Here is a 21673-nt window from a genome sequence, read left to right as displayed (position 1 = left end):
TGCACCGCCTTGATGTGTTTTGCTCCCGGCGGCCAGGTATAAGCAAAAGACCATGTGGTTGCGTTGTAGCTCAGAGTGCCTGCAATGGGGTTACCGCTAGAGTCTTGCACCACAACCGTCGCCCCCGTCATGCAGGCTCCTTTCACCAGCACATTGCCCAGATGACCGCTTTTGGGCAGCGGTTCGGTAATTGTTGGCAGTGGAGGCGTGATGTAGAACTCAAGCAAATCAGTTGCAGCGGACGTCTGCCCGTCTACCGTCTGCACCGCCTTGATGTGTTTTGCTCCCGGCGGCCAGGTATAAGCAAAAGACCATGTGGTTGCGCTGTAGCTCAGAGTACCTGCAATGGGGTTTCCGTTAGAGTCTTGCACCACAACCGTCGCCCCCGTCATGCACGCTCCTTTCACCAGCACATTGCCCAGATGGTTGGTTTTGGGCGGCGGTTCGGTAATTGTTGGCGTCGCCGGCCTTACAGTGAACTCATAGTCGTCCGCCCAGCCTGAGTCAGAACCCAGGTTCTGTTTTGCAGTAATGCTGTGTTTCTTGACTGACCACGGCGCAGACGCGGTAATCGACCAGGCGCCATTCGTAGCAAGGGTTTTGGATAGCTGAACACCGCCGCTGCCGCCCGTGTTAAAAATTTGGAGCAGGGCACCACTGATCCCGCCCGTTCCGCTTATGGTCGGTTTCAAATCGACCGAAACAGTGACCCCACCAATCACCGGCGTCGCCGGCGGGCTTACAGTGAATTCATATTCCTTTGCCCAGCCTGAGTGAGAACCCAGAGTCTGTCTTGCACTGATGCTGTGTTTCTTGACTGGCCATGGCGAAGACGCAGCGATCGACCAATCGCCATCAGAAGCAAGGGTCTTGGATAACTGAACTCCGCCGATGGCGCCCGAGTTAAAAATTTCAAGCACCGCCCCCTTGATTCCGCCTGCTCCGCTTATGGTCGGCTTCAAATCTACCGAAACACTGACCGCGCCAATCACCGGCGTCGTTGGCCTTACAGTGAACTCATAAGCGTCCGCCCAGCCTGAGTCAGAACCCAGGTTCTGTTTTGCAGTGATGCTGTGTTTCTTGACTGACCACGGCGCAGACGCAGCAATCGACCAAGCGCCATTCGAAGCAAGGGTCTTGGATAGCTGAACACCGCCGCTGCCGCCCGTGTTAAAAATTTGGAGCAGGGCACCACTGATCCCGCCCGTTCCGCTTATGGTCGGTTTCAAATCGACCGAAACAGTGACCCCACCAATCACCGGCGTCGCCGGCGGGCTTACAGTGAATTCATATTCCTTTGCCCAGCCTGAGTGAGAACCCAGAGTCTGTCTTGCACTGATGCTGTGTTTCTTGACTGGCCATGGCGAAGACGCAGCGATCGACCAATCGCCATCAGAAGCAAGGGTCTTGGATAACTGAACTCCGCCGATGGCGCCCGAGTTAAAGATCTCAAGCACCGCCCCCTTGATCCCGCCTGTTCCGCTTATGGTCGGTTTCAAATCTACCGAAACAGTGACCGCGCCAATCACCGGCGTCGGCGGCCTTACAGTGAACGTATAAGCGTCCGCCCAGCCTGAGTCACCATATTTGTTCTGTTTTGCAGTGATGATGTGTTCCTTGACTGGCCACGGCGAAGACGCGGTAATCGACCAAGCGCCATCCGAATCAAGCGTTTGGGATAACTGAACCCCGCCACCGCCGCCCGAGTACCAGATTTCAAGCACCGCCCCCTGGACCCCGCCTGTTCCGCTAATGGTGGGCGTCCTGTCGGCAGACACAGTCACGCCAGTGATCGCCGGCTTGGGCAACGCGGCCATCTCCATGTCCCCTGACCATGCCCACGCACTCCAGCCAATGGGCATTTTATATTCGATTTTGAAATAGAACCACGCGCCGGGGGGAATCAAACCGGGGGGGACCGTTTGGAAGATTCCCACACCTCCTAGGGGCCATCCTGAAAACCTCTTCAGCCTGGTGGGGCCGATATAAATGTCGATGTTCCATAACAAAGCCCCAGGTATAACGATAAGCGCATCAATGTCGAACCCCTGATAAACCCTGCCTGGCATGGGCTTCAGGATGACAGGGGCGACCCACAAGACTTCCGGGTCATCATGTTTACCGCCACCTTCACTTTCGTCTTCAATTATTCCGTCGTCGTTTGCCATGGCTTGACCCTGCACCGTTGAATTATGTGCGCCGCACAACTTTCATCGATGGCGCGGAAAAAACCACCTGTAAGAACTGACAGTCCAGATAAACGGTCATCAACACGTCTTTGCCGGCCATGCATGGGGAAAACCACCCGCAAGGGTTTAAACGGAGAAATTCCGTTCGCTGGCGAAATCGGACTTAAAAAGACAGTATTTAGACTCATAAGATATAGACAAGAAGTCTACACCTGTCAGGTCTGACAGGTTACGCCCCCCCCATTTACCGTTAGCGTGATCCTGCCGGGCATTGCATCCATCAATGCCACCCTTCTGGTAGGAGCCTCACCGTCATGGCCGATGACAGCACCTCGCTGATCAATTCGCTCGTCAACACTGAAAGTCCGTTGAAAAAAGGGCGGATCGACTTCGCCACGGCCATGCAGAAAATGGGCTTCACGTCGGTCTTCGACATCGTCCGCCTGCCTAAACCGGCGTTTGTGCGCCAACTCGCCCAATACAGCGATGACGACGCCACACTTGCCTATGACAATGCCATGGCTTACGCGGCGCTGATTGCGCGGCTGTACCGTGAGCACACAACTTCGTCGGGGACATTCCAGCAGCTGGCCCAGCGCAGCGGCGTACGCGCGCTGGTTCCGGTGGGGCCAACATATGCCAATCTGTTCAAGGAGAACTGGGACGAGTTCTGCAAGGTCGGCGCGCTGGCCGCCATCGACTCACCGGTGGCCTATCTGAGTGCACTGCGCAAATTCATCAAGCAACTGGAAGCGACCAGTACAGACGTCAAGCGCATCTTGCTGGACGACCGCCGCCCTGACTTGAAAGACCTACTGATCGACCAGGAAAGCACCCACACGCCAAGGCCGATGCTGGACATCGTCAACGAGGTCCTGGAGCGCAATCTGCGTCGATATCTGGATGGAATTTCACGCAAGAACTCACAGCCAATTCACCAGGTACTGGCCGATCGGCGCTACCCCTTCGAAATGCCCTACAACTTCTACCACCATCAGTGCCAACTGGGCCTGACCGGTACAAAACCGCAGCTGGGCGAATTGAACTACCGGGTCAGCCGGCTGTTGCCGATCAAGCAGATCGCGAAAAATGAATATGGCGAAGTACAGGAGCCTGTATTGCAAGCGCAACGGTTGTTGTGTGGGTTGAGCCCGCAGCAACAAAGCTTGCTGATCGAGCCCTCGGTGTTCAGCAACTTTTATCTGACCCGCCATGACCTGAACAAGGGCTGGAAAAGTGCCGGCACCACCCATTTGAGTCCTCACGCAGCGATGGACAGCTGTTATCTGCTTGCGCCGGATCAACAGGATATCGCCAACGTCAACCCAGCGGCCCTTGATCCTACAGACGCCGATGGCCCGCACAACATCGCAGACATTACCTTTCACAACGCGGCGCTAACGCAGGTCGCCAAGGTGAATATCAGCTCCACCACCCAGGACAGCCCCTCTAGCTGGTTGGTGAATCGCCTGCGCGCCGCGCAAGCGAATATTTTGGTTTCCTCCCTCAAAGCCAGCCCGGAACTCGCCGAACCCGATGCGCCGGGATACACCGCCAGATTCAATTTGCTCACTGTCACAGGCACCATCGCTGCACCGATAAAACTGGCCAGGCAAAGTTTTACCCTCACGCTCGATGATGAGTACAACCTCAATGCCGCCGAACAAGCCTTTTTCAAACAATCCTATGGTGTCGAAGCCTCCCAAAGCTCGCCGCTGTGGCACCTGACCCTGCTGCCCGACTTCATGGCACATACCGGCCTGAACGCCGAACAGGTCGAAATGCTCCTGTGCCGTCGCACCTACGCTGTACGCCTGTCACCGAACTGTCCGAGCCTTAATCCGCAGCACACCGGTGTGACCCTCCCGGGCAGTGCGGACAAGGTGTTGCCATTCCCGTACCCAAACCACTATGGCGCCTGCTACGTCAATGGCACCGGCACCGGCGCGGACCTGTACGACAGTGAACTCACACCAACTCCCGAATCGATCATTCGCGACCAGTTCGACAATGCCATGGACCTGGAGCAAAACACGCTGGGAGACAGCAAGCAGTGGCGCCTGACCAAGACCTCACTGGATCGCCTCGACCGCCTGCAACGCATGATCCGCCTGCAACGCTGGACCGACATCCCCTTTGCCCAACTGGACACCCTGATCATCAGCGCCATCCGCGCCGAGGGTGACGCCAACCTTGGGATGGAACTCAGCGAAAACACTTTGCGCGCCCTCGGTGTCTATCGTTATCTGAACCAGCGTTACGGCATAAAGCCTGAGGAATTCGCCGCGCTGCTACACGACCTCACGCCCTATGCCAGTGGTGAGAATGCCGTGCCGTTGTTCGATCAGGTGTTCAACAGCCCGCGGCTGTTCGACACGCCTCTGATCCTTGATCAAGCGCTGATCAACCTCGACGCCACTGATGCCGCGACACAAAAAACCCTGCTGCAGCTGTGCGCCGGCCTTGGCTTGCAACCGACCGAAGACTCGTTGCTGTTGATTGCGAAGCAGACCACAAGCTACGTGGGGCCGCTCAAGCGCGACCTGACCAGCGTATCTTCACTCTATCGCCAGGCCCGACTCGCCCGGATGTTTGATTGCCCGGTTGGCGATCTGCTGACGCTGGCGGGGTTGCTCGGCGGCGGCCCCTACAGAAAGGCATTGGCCAGTGGCAGGTTGAGTCTGCAGACAACTTCCGCGACACCAGCGACGGAACCCGCGCCAACGCCAGCGCCGGACATTCTTGACGTGGTGATGCAACTCGACTTTGTCTTCACCTGGCTCACGGACAGCCAACAGACCGTAGCGCAATTGCAGCAGCGTCTGGCGACCACCGCCGCGCTGACAGCCGAAGAACCGCAAGATCGCACGCAAGCCAGGCTGGCCGGGCTTGCCCCTCTGCCAGATAACCTGCGCGAACGCCTGGTCCGGTTGCGCAATGACGTCATAAATTGCGTAGTCACTCGAAAGCAGCTTGCCGCACTGGGTTTGCCCCTCAGGACTGATGGCAAATCCAGACAAGCTGATATTTCATGGTTTGAATTACTGGTCAGCCACCAACTGCTCGATAACGACGGGTTGTTGCCTGGGCTTGATAAGCGACTGAGTCTGGTTGACGCGCCGGACATCTGGCTCAAGACAGACATTGAAAAGGCGCTCGCCCTGATCAACCTGAGCCCGGAGGCCAAAGCCATCTGCGAGGAAAAACTCGTCGAGTTTTTCCTTGATGCGCACGACCGGCAAACACAACTGATCGAAGGCTTGTTTCAGGAAACCGCCAAGCTACCGCCAGAGCGTTGCGTTGCGGTCATTCACTGGGGCCACGAGTCGGTCTACAGCCTGTTGCGTGAAGCGCTCGCGCAAGAATCCGATTCCGCACTGGAGGGTATTTCCAGCGCATTTCGCGCCATGCCGAGATTGCCGTGCAACTGCGTTTGAGTAACAGCGCGCTGCGCCTGTTTCTGGTAAATCCGCTGTGGCTTGGCCTTTACCCTGTGAGCAACAGCGAGCCCTCGTTCAGCGACCTGTATCTGTTCGAACGTTTCAGTCATTGGTTCCGCCACCAGAGCCAATCGGAAGACAGCCTGCTGAGCTACTTCAGCCTGGCCAATCCGCCCGCAGCCAAACTGAAAAACAAAGCCTTGCGCAAGGCTGTCAGCGAAACGGCCAACATGGCCCTTGCCAGGCTTCTGGAATGGTCGGAGACGGAAGTTGCCATTCTGACCGAGACGCTCACGCAGAACCGCGCTTGCTCGATGGCCGACGTGGACTGGGTACGTCGTTGCCAGGCCGCCTGCCTGGCCAGCGGGCTGTCAGCCAAAGCGTTGCTGCAAGCCACTGACCTGAGTGTGCGAAGCCCGCTCGATGCCTGGAAAGCTGTCGGTGACGCGGTCATGACCGCCAGCGCTGAGGCCTCCTCAATATCTGTCCCGGATTAAGGAACGATCATGACGACTACCTTCGCCGCCGCGTTGAACGAGCGCTATCGCAGCGCGATGCTCGCGCTCTATCTGCACGAAGCCGTGCCCAATGATCCCTACCTGATCGCCCAAGGACTGGCCACGCAAATCAAGACACCCAACGACCTGTATGAGTATTGGTTGCTGGATGTGCTGGTCAGCCAGAATGTACCGACCAGCCCGGTGGCCTGTGCCATCGCCAGCTTGCAGCAACTGGTCAACAGCATGATGCTGAACATGGAGCCCGGTTACAGCGATGACAGCCTGACGCCGCAGCAAATAAAAACCTGGCAGAACGGCCTGAATCGATACCCGGTCTGGGCCGCCATCCAGCAGTTGCACTATTTCCCGGACATCTATCTGGACCCGAGCCTGCGGCTGAACAAGACCGACAATTTCAAGCAATTGGAAAGCGACCTCAATCAGGCCCAGATTCAACCTGAAACGGTGCAGGCAGCGTTGTTGGCTTACCTTGCGCGCTTCGAGGAAGTGGCCAACCTGAAGATCTGCAACGGCTACATCGATGGCGAAAATTTCGCTAACAGTACCTATTACTTCATTGCAAAATCGCCGGCAGAAAACGCCTGGTACTGGCGCTCGCTGGACATGAGCCAGCGTCCGGTAAGGGAGCCCGCGCGAACAGTTGCCGACATCCCACACAAATACGATAAACCCCTGCCCAATGCGTGGACGGATTGGCAGAAAGCCAACGTGCCGATTTCGGAGAAAGCGCTGGAACACACGGTCCGGCCGTGCTGGTTCAACAATCGCCTGTTTGTAATCTGGGCCGAGGTTGAACTGCAGGACGAGGAAGCAACGGCGGACGAAACGCGCGCTGATCCGTCCGTCAAAGTGAATCCACGGTTCCGGCTGTACGCCAGCTACAAGAAATACGATGACAGTTGGAGTACGCCACGGGTTTACATTGAAAGCTATTGTAAGACTTTAGAGGCTGGTAAAACCCCAGAACAGTTCATGCAGGAAACCCAGACGATCGCCGTCTACGATCACTCGACTTCGCCTGAATCGATGTTTATCGCCTTGTATTCTAACTATCACGCCGGAGACAGCCAGACCGGAGATAAAGACAGCTACGATTTTCTGAGGACCCGGCGAATCGACAAAAACTTCAACGTGGCTGAGCTGTATCCGCTAATGGGATTTGTTCATCACGCACCTAAACAGCAAGAAGCCCTGAACACCGTAGCTGAAGATCCTGCCGCAGCACATGTGCAATCGGTGGGCCGGTTATTCGCGAACATTAATGCTGGTCGCTTCCAGTACTGGCTGCCTACCGGCACTCCGCATTTTGGCAATATTGAGCGGCCTGAAAAGTATCCCGCCACCGCTTTCTGGAACTTTGAACAATTACAACAAAATATCAAGGACAGCAGAAAAGACCAAGAGTTTTTCTATGATCGGGACAATGCCAATGTGCGATTGATAGTCAAGCAGGAGAGCGAATTTCCGGCAACGTTGCGTACAACCATTGCTTTTTTGATTAAAAATGTCCCTATCATTGAGCTGACGTTGATTTATCCAGAAAAAGAGGCTGGTTTAAAATATGCGACGCTACTTGAGGGGTCCGAAATCAAGGCAAGCAGCACTGATTTGATGGATATAGAGGGCGGAAAGTTTTCTATTTTGTTGATATCGCGCATCAAAGAAAGCCTGATCACCGATCCGGGTGACGGTCTAACCTTCTCCGTGCCCCGTACTGCCATCACCGAAACTACGTCGCTCACGGGAAAGCTAATTTATAATCTTCTTCTTGAGTATTTTTACGAGAGAAAGTATCCATTTAAGCTCAAGAGATTGACACCCAACGCTGCCGCTCAACAGTTTGATGGATATACCTACTTTCAAGGCAGAGTGGGTTACGAACAGGTGATAATGCGTCCGTCGGATGTCATATCGCCTGACTTGCCTGCAACGTATTTTGATACCGTGCCGTTGTACCGTTCATCCATCGTTAATAGCTTGCCTAGGGATTCGACGTTCGCCCACGTCTTCTCAATTGACCAGACGACCTTACAGCCCGACGGTTGGGACGTCGAATGGCCAGACAAAGAAGATATCAAAATCCCATTGATTTATGGCGTGCGGGTTCACCACTCGCACCGCATCTTCGGCTGGATTAATCAAGGTGGCGCTCTCAAAGCGTTGAAATTGACGTGGGGCGAAACACTGGTTCCAACACAGCAAATTGCCCCGACCATTAACAATTACGAAAGCCAATCGCTGGGTACAGCTCAGTTCATTGATTTCGCGGGTTCAAGTATTCGCTACACTGACGCGGACGCCTCGGTTGGATGGCGAGCCCCCATTCGAATGAATACAGTCTTCGCCAGGGCCTTGATCAATCTCGCCGAGAGCGGAATGGAGGCGCTGTTAAGTTATGCAACCCAGACAGCGCGAATGGAACCGCCGATCTCTGACGGACTCGGTCCGCAGCCTATGGATTTTTCCGGCGCGTACTCGACGCAGTTCTGCGAACTGTTCCTGTACACCTTTTGGTTGGTGGCGCATCGCCTGAACCAGGAACAACAGTACGACGAGGCTAGACGCTGCCTGTCGTTTCTCTTTGACCCTTCCCGCCAGAGCGGTGACGCCGGTCACCCGGTTACTGGCAATCAGTGCCACTGGAAGAGCCGGTATGGCCAACCCCGCCAGACCCCAGCCAGGCTGTTTTGTACCCGGACGACCCGTTTCAGATCGCCTTGAGTTTTCCGGTGCACTTTCGAAAGGCGCTGTACCGACTCTATATTGATATCGAGCTCAATCAGGCTGACCAGGCCTTTCGGGAACTGACCCCGGACGGCCTGGCCGAAGCGAAATTGCGCTATGTGCGTGTCCTGGATTTGCTGGGGCGGCGGCCGGATGTGCGACAGGTCGACCATTGGCGACCTGTACGGCTCGACGAGTTGAGCACTGCGAAGAATGAGCAGTTGCGTGAATTCGAACTGCAACTGAACAGCGCGCATCAACAAGGGCGAGCACAGCCCCCCTTGCGCATCGGCAAGGCTCCGGCCGCGGAGGCCGTGCCGTTACTTTGCCTGCGGCCTTATAACGAGGACTCGTCGCTGGCCGGCGTTGACAACCCCTATCTGCGTCGCCCCTTCAACCGCGAACTGATCCAGAGCTGGGAACGCGCCGAGAGTCGGCTGTACAACCTGCGGCATAACCTCGACATGGCAGGCAATCCATTGAACCTGCGCCTGTTTGCCGCGCCGCTGGACCCGCGCGCGCTGCTCGCCGCCTGGGGCCAGGGTTTGTCGGGCGCCGCCCTGAGCCGCCTGTTGAATCCGCAGATTCCCCATTACCGCTTCACCTTCATGTTCGCCCTGGCGCAGAACGCGGTGGACAGTGTGATCCAGTTCGGCGCGACGTTGCTGTCCTTGATCGAACGCAAGGAATCGGCGCAGTACCTTGAGCTGCAACAGCAACAGGCGTGGAATCTGGCGAAGATCGCGGTGGAGATACAGACTCAAGCGATAAAAGTTGATGAAAAGAACAAGGAGGCGTTGGTGGCCAGTCAGGCGATCATCGCGGCGAGACTCAACTATTACGAGAACCTGTTAAACGACGGTGTAAGCATCCTGGAAATAGCCGCAGCGGATTATCACTATCTGGCTGGTGCAGCCCAAGTCGTGTCCTATGAGATTCAGGCAAACGCGGAACTGAGCAAAGTCCTACCAAACATATTCGGCTTTGCCATCGGTGGCGCGCGCCCGGAAGGCGTGCCCAATAAAGCCGCGACCACTCTATTCGGAGTTTCTGCAGGCCTTTCCTCCGCTGGTCAGCTCATCGATCGCCTCGAACAATACCGTCGCCGCGCCCAAGAGTGGACCCAGGCCCGCGACCAGGCAAAACTCGAAGAGAAACAAGTCGAGGCGCAACTCGCCGTCTACGAAGAACAGCACAAGGCCACCCAACTGCAACTGCGCCAGGCGCGAACCGCACTGGAGCAGGCCAAGGCGACCCACGATTTTCTGCTGGGCAGTAACCGTTTCAGCCGCTCGCAGACCTACGACTGGCTCAACAGCAAATTCTCCGGGTTCTATAGCAGCGCCTACACCACGGCCCAGTCCCTGTGTCAGGCGGCCGAAGCTTGCTGGCAATACGAAATGGGCGATTTCGCCCGGAGCTTCATCCGCCCAGGTGCGTGGAACGCGACCTACCGTGGCCTCGGTGCGGGCGAAGAGTTGAAAATGAGCCTGCAGCAAATGCACGCCGATTACCTGAAGAACAACAGGCGCGACCTGGAAATCCGTAAAACCGTCTCGCTCAAACACCTCAAGGCTCTGGATCAAGCGGTAAACAAGACCTGGGAGGAGATCAAACAAGACCTGATTACCACCGGCAGTTGTGAATTCGAACTGACGCAAAAAATGTTCGACGATGACTACAAGGATCAGAATCACTACCTGCGCCGGATCAAGACCATCAGCATCACTTTGCCGGTCAGCATCGGACCGTACAAAGACATCTGCGCCGTACTGACGCAGAGCTACAGCAAGGTCGAGATGGCCGCCACCATCGGCACCGTCAAGGAAAACCTGCGCGCCAGCCAACAGATCGCCCTGTCCCACGGTATCGACGATAACGGCATGTTCCAGCTCAACTTCCAGGATGAACGCTATCTGCCGTTCGAATACACCGGAGCGGTGTCGCGCTGGAACCTGACCTTCCCCAACCTCGTGGCCCAGGCAGCGCTGCTCAAATCCCTCACCGACATCATCGTGCACGTCAGCTACACGGCCAGACGCGAGGGGGGATCGCTATGAACGAACAACAGCCACAGCAACAGTCGACGCTGCAGATCAACACCCCCACGCTGCCAAAAATGGGCGGCGCCATCCAAAGTATCGGCAAGGGTTGGGGCGCCGTCGGCACCAGTGGTGCCGCCTCGCTGGAATTGCCGCTGCCGATTTCGCCCGGGCGCGGCTTCGCCCCGGCGCTGGGTTTGAGTTACCAAAGCAATGTGGGCAACAGCGCATTCGGCATCGGCTGGACGAACACAGTCAATGCCATCACCTTGCGCACCACCGGCGGAGTACCCGGATACGACGGCACGGACCTGGCGCAAGGCCCTGGCGGTGATCTGTGGATGCCCGAACGCAATGAAAGTGACGGCTCGTTGATTGCCCGCACCGCCAATGCCTACAACGGTGAGCCGCTGGCAGAAACCTGCACGGTGGTGCGTCACTGGCCTCGGGTCGAGGGTGAGTTCGCCCTGATCGAGCATTGGTCCACCCCCACCGACACGGCGGGATTCTGGCTGATTCACGGGGCCGACGGCACCCTGCATGTGTACGGCCGCACCGAAAGCTCGCGCCGTGCCGACCCGAATAATTCACAACGCGTCGGCGTCTGGTTGATCGATGAAAGCCTTAACACCCGCGGCGAACACATAGTCTACGAATACCAGGCCGAAACCGATTTGCCCGCAGAGCCGCAATGGCACGACTACCGTGCCCAGCGCTTCCTCAAACACGTGTACTACGGCAATGCCGTGGCCCATCCGCATCTGTATGCCTGGAAGACAGATAGCTGGAAGGACCAGCAATGGCATTTTCACCTGATATTCGATTATGGCGAGCGCAGCACTGATCTGGAAGAATTACCGACCTTCGAGGAACCGCAGCCCTGGCTTGAACGCAGTGATCCGTTCTGGAATTACGCCTACGGCTTCGAACTGGGCACCCGGCGCCTTTGCCGGCAGGTATTGATGTTTCATCATTTCCCCGAAGAACTGGGCCCGGAACCGGCCCTGGTCCAGCGTCTGCTGTTTGAGCATCGGGCCGATTCGTTGGGCTATAACCACCTGACCGCGGCGCACGTGCAGGCCTACGACAAGCTGCGCCAGATTGAAAGCCGGCCACCGACGGAGTTCAGCTACAACGCCTTTGACCTCGCCCCGCAACCCCAAGGCTGGGCGCAGTTTCCGGACATGCCCGGGCTCAACGACGGCCAGCATTATCAACTGGTCGACCTGTACGGCGAGGGTATGCCGGGGGTGCTGTGTCGTTACGATCAGGCCTGGTATTACCGCGAACCGCTGCGCTGCGAATCCGGCGGCGATAACGTCTGCTATAGCGAATGGAAACGTCTGGAGCAGATTCCGCTGGCCGATAGCAGCAAATCCGTTCACCAGTCGCTCACCGACCTGACCGGTGATGGCAAGCTCGACTGGGTGCTGGCCATGCCCGGAATGAACGGTTTCTTTACCCTTGATCCGCAGCGCAACTGGGCCGGTTTTGTGCCCTTCGAGGCATTTCCCGGCGAGTTCCTCCACCCCATGGCGCAAATGGCCGATCTGATGGGTGACGGCTTGAGCGACCTCGCACTGATTGGCACCCGTAGCGTACGGTTGTATGCCAACCTGCGTGAGCAAGGTTTTGCTGACGGCATCGACGTGCCCCATTTGGCGAAGACCGCCGAGGGCGACGACGACGAACTGCCGTCGCTGAGCAGAACAGCGCTCGAACTGATCGCCTTCGCTGATGTGCTCGGTAGCGGCCAGCAGCATCTGGTGCGGATCCGCCACAACGAAGTCAAATGCTGGCCCAACCTGGGCCGTGGGCGTTTTGGCAAAGGCTTTGTCTTGTGCGCCCTGCCGTTTGCCGAAAGCGAGTTCAATGCCGCCCAGGTGCTGCTGGCCGACCTCGACGGCTCGGGAGCGGTCGACCTGATTTACCTGGAAACCAATCGCCTGCGGGTGTTCATGAATCGTTGCGGCGAGCGTTACGAGCAAACGTCCAGCGACCTGTCATGGCCGGAAAACGTGCAATACGACCGGCTCTGCCAGGTCAGCACCGCGGACCTGCAAGGTCTGGGTTGCTCCAGCATTATCCTGACCGTGCCGCACATGGCACCACGGCACTGGCGCTACGACTTCGTCAAAGCCAAACCCTATCTGATCAACCGTTCCTGCAACAACATGGGCGCCAGCAGCAGCGTCACCTATCGCAGTTCGGCCCAGGAATGGCTGGATGAAAAACAGGAACAACACGCCGCCGGGGTCGAAAACCCGATTTCCCAATTGCCGTTTGCCATGCACCTGGTCAGCCGGCAAACGCAGCTCGACGACATCACCGGTAACCGGCTGACACAAGGTTTCAGCTATCGCGGTGGCTATTACGATCGCTTCGAACGCGAGTTCCGCGGCTTTCGGCTATTGATGCAGACCGACACTGAAGCCTCGGCGGCGGAACGGGCGACAGCCGGGTTCAGCGCACCGATCCTGAGCAAGACCTGGTTCCACACCGGTGCGGCCATTGATCCTGCAAGAACTGGCTATTATGATCGCGACACACTGGCGCAGCCCTTGCAGCCCACGCTGTTGCAGAACTACCACTTCAATGATCGGGCGGCGCAGCCCCTCAATGACCCTGACGAAGACACCGCCCGAGAAGTCGCCCGGGCGTTGAGTGGCAGAGTGCTGCGCTCGGAGACCTTCGCGGCTGACGATGACCCGGCCACCGCGGTGCCCTATACCGTTCAGGAAAACCGCGCTCTGGTGCGAATATTACGCCCCAAAGGTGAACACCAGCCCTACTCAGTACTGCAAGCGTTAAACCTGGAATCCCTCAGTTACCAGTACGAACCGACCATTGCCGACGACCCGTTGTGCCTGCACCAGATCAACCTGAAGTGGGACGAATACGGCACCTGCGTTCACTCTTTCAGCGTGAACTATGCACGTCGCAAAACCGTCGACGATTCGCCGCCCTTCGCTGACACATATCAGCAGACCTGGTGGAAGGATGCCCATGATCCCGCGCAGCAAAAGTGGTACCTGATCCAAGCTCGCTCGAAGCTCATTCACCTGGCGGATCCAGAGGCATGGCGCCTGGGCCTGCCTTACCAAGCCCGCAACAATGCCCTGGTCCTGGAAAAAATCGCACTGGATCCCACGAAGATCAACCACGACTATTTTCTTGCCCAGAGCAAGGACGACGGCGAGTGGGCAAAACAGTCGGTGCTGGCGGGATTGTCCCTGCAGCACTACATCAATCCCGCAAACGGTCAGCCCCTGGCGCCGGGCGTGGCGACTCTGGAAGGTTTGCCGGGCCATACGGAAACGGCAGAGCTGGACGCCCCCGCCCTGAGCGCCTACGACGTTCTCCTGCAAAACGGCAACATGCCCTTCAACCTGAAAGAAAAGCTGGAATCCCCCGAAGTGGGTTACCACATCATGGACCTGTTTCTGCCTGATGCGCCTCGGCCAGCGCTACAGGATCCGGGCGATGCAAAAAATTACTTGTGGTCGGTCCACCGAGGCTTCCCAAGCTATTTGGGGTTGGCCGGTTTTTATAACATCTGCAAGTACCGGGAAACCCGTAGCCACGGCGAGACCGAGGTGACCTGGGATAATTACGCCTGCCTGACTACCGCAGTGACCCTGCCGGACAAGTGCACCACGCGCAGCCTCGATATTGATTACCGGACGTTCCTGCCGGCGATGATCGAGGACGCCAATTGCAATATCCAGGAGGCGCGGTACAACGCCTTTGGCGAACCATTGGTGACCAGTTTCCGCGGCACTGAATCGGGACAGCCCGTAGGTTTTCACGAGCTGAAGAGCTACATCCCACCGCTGGATCGCGATCCTGCCATTGCCATTGCCGATCCCAAGCTGGCCATCGGCAACTTCGCCAGCGCCGGATTCGCCGACCTGTTCAGCTGGATGGGACGTCTGTCACGCACCGCGCCACCCTCCCCGGCATGGCTTGCCTGGGCCAGGGGGGAAGGTTTTGTCTTGCCCAGTGGGCATTTCTGCGACAGGGCTCGGCAGCATGTTGCCGGTCTGGTGAATCCCGATGCCAACGAGGTGATCCTGAAGCAGCAGATGGACGCGGCAATGCGTCAGCCGGTGTATGCGGCCATGCTGCTCTCCGACAGCTACCCCAAAGACCCCGAAGCCCCCATAAACCCCGAAGACCCCGACATGCAGGTGCGGCTCAGCATCACCTGCCTGGACGGCTTCGGCCGCACGCTGCAAACCCTGCAGGAAGTCGAACCTGGCAAATCGTGGCAGCTCGACGAACAGTGTGAACTGATTCTCAACGAAGATGGCACACCTTTGGAGGCCGAAGCCCCCAGGCGCTGGCGCTGTAGCGAACCGGTGGAATATAACAACAAGGGCAAAACCGTCCGCATCTACCGCCCGAGTTTCATCAATAAACCGTGCTACATGAAAGTTGAGTCGATGCGTCGACACCTCTTCCACGACCAACAGTTCTACGACGCCGCAGGCCGTCCGACCGAAACCGTGCTGGCCAAACAAATGCTGCAAGGCGATCCGCCAGCTTTAAAACCGTTGCGCCGAGAGACCTGGTACTGGATCTGGTGCAACGTGGCGTTCGACGAAAACGATTTGTTCGAACCCCCTCCCGAACAGGGCCGACGCAATTGGTGGTCCTGAATGCACATCCACGCGCATACGCCGCACCTGTTCGCCACTGACAGCCGCGGTTTACCGGTGCGCCAGGTTGCCTACTGGCGCGAGGATGCCCGTGCTCCCGAAACACGCAACACCACGCAGCAGCACGATGCCGCCGCGCGGTTGGTGGCGCAGCGCGATCCGCGGTTGATGAGCGACCCGTCGGCACCCGCCAACCTCACCACGAGTCACTCGCTGACAGGCCAGGTGCTGAGTACCGTCAGTGTCGATGCCGGGTGGCGCGTCATGCTGCCGGGCGAAGCAAATCAGACCCTGCACAGTTGGGATGGTCGGGGCAGCCAGCGCGTCCTCGAATATGACGAGCAGATACGCGTGGTGGCGATATCCGAACAAGCTCTGGGTGGTGAGCCTTTATGCGTGGAGCGCTACGAATATGGTGGCGACGATCCGGCCTTCGCCGCGCGCAACCAGTGTGGGCAATTGATTCGCCACGATGATCCGGCGGGCACGCAGTTGTTCGAACAGTTCGGATTGACCGGTGGGGTTTTGCAGCAGACTCGGCATTTTCTGCGCACACTGGAAGCACCCGACTGGCCCGAGTCGCTGGCCGAGCGCGACGCGTTGCTCGAGCCTGGTGAAGGGGCGATCAGCCGAACGGTGCTCAACCCACTCGGCGAAACGATCAGACAGACCGATGCCAAGGGCAACCAGCAGTTCTTCGGCCTGACCCTCGACGGCCAATTGCGCGAAGTTCGCTTGCAACTCAGCCATCAGGCGCAGGCGAAAACCCTGGTCAGCGCCATCCAGTACAACGCGGATGGCCGGACAGCTCAGGAAATGGCCGGCAACGGCGTGATTACCACACTGCAATACGCCCCGGATGACGGCCGCTTGACCCGGCTGCAAGCGAGGGGCGGCAACGATCTTCTGCAAGACTTGCGCTATGCCTATGACCCGGTGGGCAACGTACTGAGCATTGAAGACGCCGCTTTGCCAATCCGCTACTTCGCCAACCAGCGGATCGAACCGGTCAGCCACTTCGATTACGACAGCCTCTATCAGTTAATCAAGGCAACAGGATGCGAGGCTGGCCAGACCTCCACATTCTCACCGTTCGCTGACCCTGCTGCCTGCGCCAACTACACCCAGACCTACCGCTATGACCGCGCCGGCAACCTGCTCGAACTGACCCACGAAGGCCCGCAAAGTCACGGCCATCGCCTGATCGCTGCCGCGCACAGCAACCGCTGTTTGCCAGTGCGCGATGGCGCGGAACCGGGCGAGGAAGACTTTCGCAACGGCTTCGATGCCAACGGCAACTTGCTCAGCCTGCAACCCGGGCAATGGCTGAGTTGGGATATATGTAACCAATTGCGCGAAGTCCGAACGGTTGTGCGTGCAGTTGATGCAGACGATGGCGAGCAATACATTTACGGCGCTGATGGCATGCGCGTGCGCAAAATACGGCAGACGCAGACCAATGTCCGCACCTTGACCGCTGAAGTTCGTTACCTGCCGAACCTGGAAATCCGCACCCACAGCGGTACGGGTGAACGGTTGCACGTCATCAGCGCTCAGGCGGGACGCAGCAGTGTGCGGGTTTTGCACTGGGAGTCTGAACCGCCGAAAGAAATGGACAACGATCAACAGCGCTACAGCCTCAACGACCACTTGGGCTCTTGCACTTTGGAACTCGACGCCGAAGGCCAGGTGATCAGCCATGAGCGCTATCACCCTTTCGGCACCACCGCGTGGTTTGCCGGGCGTGGGGAAATCGAGGCGAGCTATAAAACGTTGCGCTATTCAGGCAAAGAGCGCGATGCGACGGGGCTTTATTATTATGGGTTCAGGTATTACGCGGCGCAGTGGCAGCGATGGTTGAATCCGGATCCCGCCGCAGACCTCGCCGGACTGAACTATTTTCGGTTTGTCGATGGCAATCCTATCGCCAACATTGACCCTGATGGCCTCGACTCGAAAAGAGCGCGGGGGTTATGGAGGTTTGCCATCGACAGCGTCTTGCAGCAAAGGGAGAACCGGGACATCGTTACGATAGCGCCTGGCATCATCGCTGTTGCTCTCCAGGGAAGTACCGAGGTTTTCGACCAGGCGGGTTTTGATCTTTCACGAAGGTTCAGGCGTGAGCGGGCACTTTTTTATCTTTCGATTGATTCAAGTTACGAAGGCCGCATAGTTGGCGGCGATCAACCTTTGCGTCTGAAAACGGCTTCAGCGGCGGGTTTGAACGCGGCCATCAGTGGACCGGACTCAAAATGGACCGCGTTCCTCAACGGCGGGTTTTATAATCACGGCCAACGAGCTTCCACGCTGGCGCCTCCATGGGCGTCGATCGGTAGCAGTTTCATCGATGGGCAATACAAACCTTCAGTGCAGGTTCCTGCTGGCTACGCTGATACCTATGTCGATCTGCAAATGAGCAATGGCTCGTTCATACAGACAGGTCCAATGCTTGCCCGCGACGGCAAGGCTGTCTTTACCAGCCAACATCTTGAAGAAAGCAGATTTCAGTTCGACCCCTCGAGCAATATTCCGGGCGAACTCGGGCATGCCAACCGCCCCAACAACCGTTCGGCGATCAGTCTGGCCTCTGCACAGAGTGATACGTCAGCCCGCACACGGTTGGTGGTTGGCATCGGGGACAATCGCCGCAGTGACGACTCCTCCGGATTTACAATGCCGGAGTGGGCACAGGTCATGGCCAGAATCGATCGGTTGAACGCGGTGCCAGGCTGGTCGGTCAATCTGGACGGCGGAGACTCCAGTGCGCTGGGTGTGATTGATCAATCCGATGTGGTTTTGATGGATGCGGGCGCGCCCGGCAACAGGCAGCGAGCGACAGGTAACTTCATTGCATTTTCAAAAAGACCTCAGTGAGACTGATCAACCATGCCAGCCAGGATTTCCAGCCTGCACGACCACACCCCTGCACTGACGGTAATCGACTCACGCCATCTGGCGATACGCTCGATCAGCTATTGGCGCAGCGCTCCCGCTGGACCTGCCGACGCGCGAGTCAATCAAACGACGCATGGTCCTGCAGGTCGGGTCGTCTCAATGAAAGATGCGCGCCTGATAAACGATGCAGCGGCGCCCGCCCACCTCACCACGATTTATTACCATAAAAACCTGTAAGGCGAGCCTGCTCACGAAAGCGGCAGATCAAGCACCAAAAAAAACGGCACCTCCCAGTGCCGTTCGCTTCTCACATTTGCAACATCACTTACGCGCATCCGCCCACGATTTCAGCAGTTCGTTGTAACTCACGGTTTCACCCTTCGGCTTCTCGTTCGCCAGTTTCGGCTTCGGTGCGCCCGGCTGATCGAACCAATACTGAGCATCGCGCTCCGGGTTCATCTTCGGAGCACAAACCGCCTGAGCCTTGGAGCGTTCGAGGCGTTCCATGATGCGGTCCTGATCCTTCGCCAGGCCATCAAGCGCCTGTTGCGGAGTCTTCTCGCCACTGGCCGCTTCGGCGATGTGGCTCCACCACAGCTGGGCCAGACGCGGATAGTCCGGCACGTTGGTCCCGGTCGGGGTCCATTGCACGCGGGCCGGGCTGCGGTAGAACTCCACCAGGCCGCCGAGCTTCGGTGCCAGATCGGTCATCGCCTGGGAGTTGATGTCCGACTCACGGATCGGCGTCAGGCCGACGATGGTTTTCTTCAGCGAGACGGTTTTCGACGTGACGAACTGCGCGTACAGCCACGCCGCCAGTTTCTGCTTCTCAGGCGTGGACTTCATGAACGTCCACGACCCCACGTCCTGATAACCGAGCTTCATGCCCTCTTCCCAATACGGCCCGCGCGGCGACGGCGCCATGCGCCATTTCGGCGTGCCGTCGGCATTGACCACCGGCAGGCCCGGTTTGGTCATGTCGGCGGTGAACGCGGTGTACCAGAAAATCTGCTGGGCGATGTTGCCTTGCGACGGCACCGGGCCGGACTCGGAGAAGGTCATGCCGGCCGCTTCCGGTGGCGCGTATTTTTTCAGCCAGTCAACGTATTTGGTGGTCGCGAACACTGCCGCCGGGCCGTTGGTGTCGCCGCCACGGGTCACGCTGGAGCCGACCGGGTGGCAGTCTTCGACGCGAATGCCCCACTCGTCCACCGGCAAACCGTTGGGAATGCCCTTATCGCCGCCGCCGGCCATGGAGAACCAGGCATCGGTGAAGCGCCAGCCCAGCGACGGGTCTTTCTTGCCGTAGTCCATGTGACCATAGACGCGCTTGCCGTCGATTTCCTTGACGTCTTCGCTGAAAAATTTGGCGATGTCTTCATAGGCCGACCAGTTCACCGGCACGCCCAGCTCGTAACCGTACTTCTCCTTGAACTTGGCTTTCAGATCGGCGCGCTCGAACCAGTCGGCGCGGAACCAGTACAGGTTGGCGAATTGCTGGTCGGGCAATTGATAGATTTTGCCGTCCGGCGCGGTGGTGAAGGAGATACCGATGAAGTCCTTGAGGTCGAGAGTCGGCGAAGTGAAGTTCTTGCCTTCGTTGGCCATCAGGTCGGTGATCGATTCGGTCTTGCCGTAGCGAAAGTGCGTACCGATCAGGTCGGAGTCATTGACCCAGCCGTCATAGATGTTCTTGTCCGACTGCATCACTGTCTGCATTTTCTCGACCACGTCGCCTTCCTGCAGCAAGTCGTGGGTGAGCTTGATTCCGGTGATTTCGCTGAAGGCCTTGGCCAGCACTTTGGACTCGTATTCGTGGGTGGTCAGGGTCTCGGAAACGACCTTGATGTCCATGCCGCGAAACGGCTCGGCGGCCTTGATGAACCACTTCAGTTCTTCGAGCTGCTGTTCGGCCGTCAGGGTCGAGGGCTTGAACTCGCTGCCGATCCATTTTTTCGCAGCATCTTCATAGGCGTCGGCCCAGGCAGATGCGCTCAAACCGCTGAGTGCCAGCATGGCTGCCAATGAAATGCTATGTCGCAGCTTATTGTTTTTATCGAACATAGAGACCTCCTGTTTAAGTTGTGGAGCCGCGTTGCCGAACGATTCGACTAGCCCCAACGCATCACAGCCAACAGCCACACCAGGGATAACGCGGACGCGACCCAGATGCTCCAGTCGGTGACGCCGATTACCAGCAGATGCAGGTAGGCGCTGCCGAGAAGACCGATAAACAAGCGATCGCCACGGGTGGTGGCAATCGGCAAAAACCCTCGCCGCAAGATGCTCGGCGAACGCAGTTCCCAAGTGGTCATGCCGACCAGAATCAGACCGATGCCGATGAAGAACGCGGCGGTCGGTGTCGTCCAGCTCATCCATTCCATCATCAGTTCCTCAGACTCGACCGAGGGCAAAGCCCTTGGCCACGTGGTTGCGCACAAACCAGATCACCAGCATGCCCGGCAGGATCGTCAACACCCCCGCCGCTGCCAGCACGCCCCAATCGATCCCCGATGCCGACACCGTTCGCGTCATCACCGCCGCAATCGGCTTGGCGTTGACCGAGGTCAGGGTGCGCGCCAGCAGCAGTTCGACCCAGGAAAACATGAAGCAGAAAAACGCCGTGACACCAATGCCGGAGCCAATCAACGGGATGAAAATCTTCACGAAAAACTTGGGGAAACTGTAGCCGTCGATGTAAGCCGTTTCGTCAATCTCCTTGGGCACGCCGGACATGAAACCTTCAAGAATCCACACCGCCAGCGGTACGTTGAACAGGCAGTGCGCCAAGGCCACGGCGATGTGCGTGTCAAACAGTCCGATTGACGAATACAACTGGAAAAACGGCAGCAAAAACACCGCCGGCGGCGCCATGCGATTGGTCAGCAGCCAGAAGAACAGGTGCTTGTCGCCGAGGAAACGATAGCGTGAAAACGCATAGGCCGCCGGAAGCGCCACACTCAAAGAAATCACGGTGTTGAGGCTGACGTAATACAGCGAGTTCAGATAGCCGGTGTACCAGCTAGGATCAGTGAAGATCACCTTGTAGTTCGCCAGCGTGAAGTCCTGTGGGAAAAGCGTCAGGCCGCCGAGGATTTCGGTGTTGCTCTTGAACGACATGTTCAGCAGCCAGTAGATCGGCACCAGCAGGAACAGGATGTAGATCAGCAACGGAATCAGCTTTCTCTTGCTCATGGCCGG

At 57.8% G+C, this 21673-nt stretch carries 10 protein-coding genes; 6 read left to right on the top strand and 4 right to left on the bottom strand.

The window, feature by feature from the left end; translation table 11 throughout:
- On the bottom strand, positions 1–2168 hold a 2168-nt coding region (locus tag HU765_RS20020; protein ID WP_186622490.1), incomplete at its 3' end, for a hypothetical protein.
- 335 nt (positions 2169–2503) lie between these two features.
- Here HU765_RS20020 and HU765_RS20015 point away from each other — a divergent pair.
- The 6 genes from HU765_RS20015 to HU765_RS20000 are packed head-to-tail and all read left to right on the top strand — an operon-like array spanning position 2504 to position 18451.
- On the top strand, positions 2504–5626 hold the full coding sequence (locus tag HU765_RS20015; RefSeq protein WP_238344731.1) for a Tc toxin subunit A: 3123 nt from the start codon (positions 2504–2506) through the stop codon (positions 5624–5626).
- Positions 5611–6126, top strand: coding sequence for a hypothetical protein (locus HU765_RS26905; protein ID WP_238344730.1), 516 nt, complete (start codon positions 5611–5613; stop codon positions 6124–6126). Before HU765_RS20015 ends, HU765_RS26905 begins: the two co-directional genes overlap by 16 nt.
- Positions 6127–6135: 9 nt before the next feature.
- Entirely contained in the window at positions 6136–8871 is a 2736-nt protein-coding gene (locus HU765_RS26900) for a neuraminidase-like domain-containing protein (protein WP_238344729.1), read from the top strand.
- An 8-nt stretch (positions 8872–8879) separates the two neighbouring features.
- Positions 8880–10934, top strand: a complete 2055-nt coding sequence (locus HU765_RS26895; protein ID WP_346727550.1) for a hypothetical protein — start codon at positions 8880–8882, stop codon at positions 10932–10934.
- Positions 10931–15577, top strand: coding sequence for a SpvB/TcaC N-terminal domain-containing protein (locus HU765_RS20005; RefSeq protein ID WP_186622489.1), 4647 nt, complete (start codon positions 10931–10933; stop codon positions 15575–15577). Before HU765_RS26895 ends, HU765_RS20005 begins: the two co-directional genes overlap by 4 nt.
- A complete protein-coding gene (locus HU765_RS20000) occupies positions 15578–18451 on the top strand; it encodes an RHS repeat-associated core domain-containing protein (protein ID WP_186622488.1) in 2874 nt (957 codons plus the stop codon).
- Between the two features lie 342 nt (positions 18452–18793).
- Here HU765_RS20000 and HU765_RS19995 read toward each other — a convergent pair whose 3' ends face one another.
- Genes HU765_RS19995 through HU765_RS19985 form a run of 3 tightly spaced genes read right to left on the bottom strand, consistent with a single transcriptional unit; the run spans position 18794 to position 21667 of the window.
- Positions 18794–20536, bottom strand: coding sequence for an ABC transporter substrate-binding protein (locus HU765_RS19995; protein ID WP_186622487.1), 1743 nt, complete (start codon positions 20534–20536; stop codon positions 18794–18796).
- Positions 20537–20583: 47 nt separating this feature from the next.
- On the bottom strand, positions 20584–20856 hold the full coding sequence (locus HU765_RS19990) for a DUF2160 domain-containing protein (protein WP_038861868.1): 273 nt from the start codon (positions 20854–20856) through the stop codon (positions 20584–20586).
- 10 nt (positions 20857–20866) lie between these two features.
- Positions 20867–21667, bottom strand: a complete 801-nt coding sequence (locus HU765_RS19985; protein WP_003232361.1) for a carbohydrate ABC transporter permease — start codon at positions 21665–21667, stop codon at positions 20867–20869.
- Positions 21668–21673 lie beyond the last annotated feature (6 nt).

The organism is Pseudomonas sp. SWRI81, assembly GCF_014268545.1.
In the GTDB taxonomy this organism is placed as follows: domain Bacteria; phylum Pseudomonadota; class Gammaproteobacteria; order Pseudomonadales; family Pseudomonadaceae; genus Aquipseudomonas; species Aquipseudomonas hamedanensis.
Note: the sequence above shows the minus strand (reverse complement) of the source record. Positions and strands in the feature narration are given on the sequence as shown.

Bases quoted from the DNA above. Each gene is read 5' to 3' on its own strand.
- HU765_RS20000 (WP_186622488.1), top strand. From the start codon at position 15,578: ATGCACATCCACGCGCATACGCCGCACCTGTTCGCCACTGACAGCCGC.
- HU765_RS20005 (WP_186622489.1), top strand. From the start codon at position 10,931: ATGAACGAACAACAGCCACAGCAACAGTCGACGCTGCAGATCAACACC.
- HU765_RS19995 (WP_186622487.1), bottom strand. From the start codon at position 20,536: ATGTTCGATAAAAACAATAAGCTGCGACATAGCATTTCATTGGCAGCC.
- HU765_RS19990 (WP_038861868.1), bottom strand. From the start codon at position 20,856: ATGGAATGGATGAGCTGGACGACACCGACCGCCGCGTTCTTCATCGGC.
- HU765_RS19985 (WP_003232361.1), bottom strand. From the start codon at position 21,667: ATGAGCAAGAGAAAGCTGATTCCGTTGCTGATCTACATCCTGTTCCTG.
- HU765_RS20015 (WP_238344731.1), top strand. From the start codon at position 2,504: ATGGCCGATGACAGCACCTCGCTGATCAATTCGCTCGTCAACACTGAA.
- HU765_RS26900 (WP_238344729.1), top strand. From the start codon at position 6,136: ATGACGACTACCTTCGCCGCCGCGTTGAACGAGCGCTATCGCAGCGCG.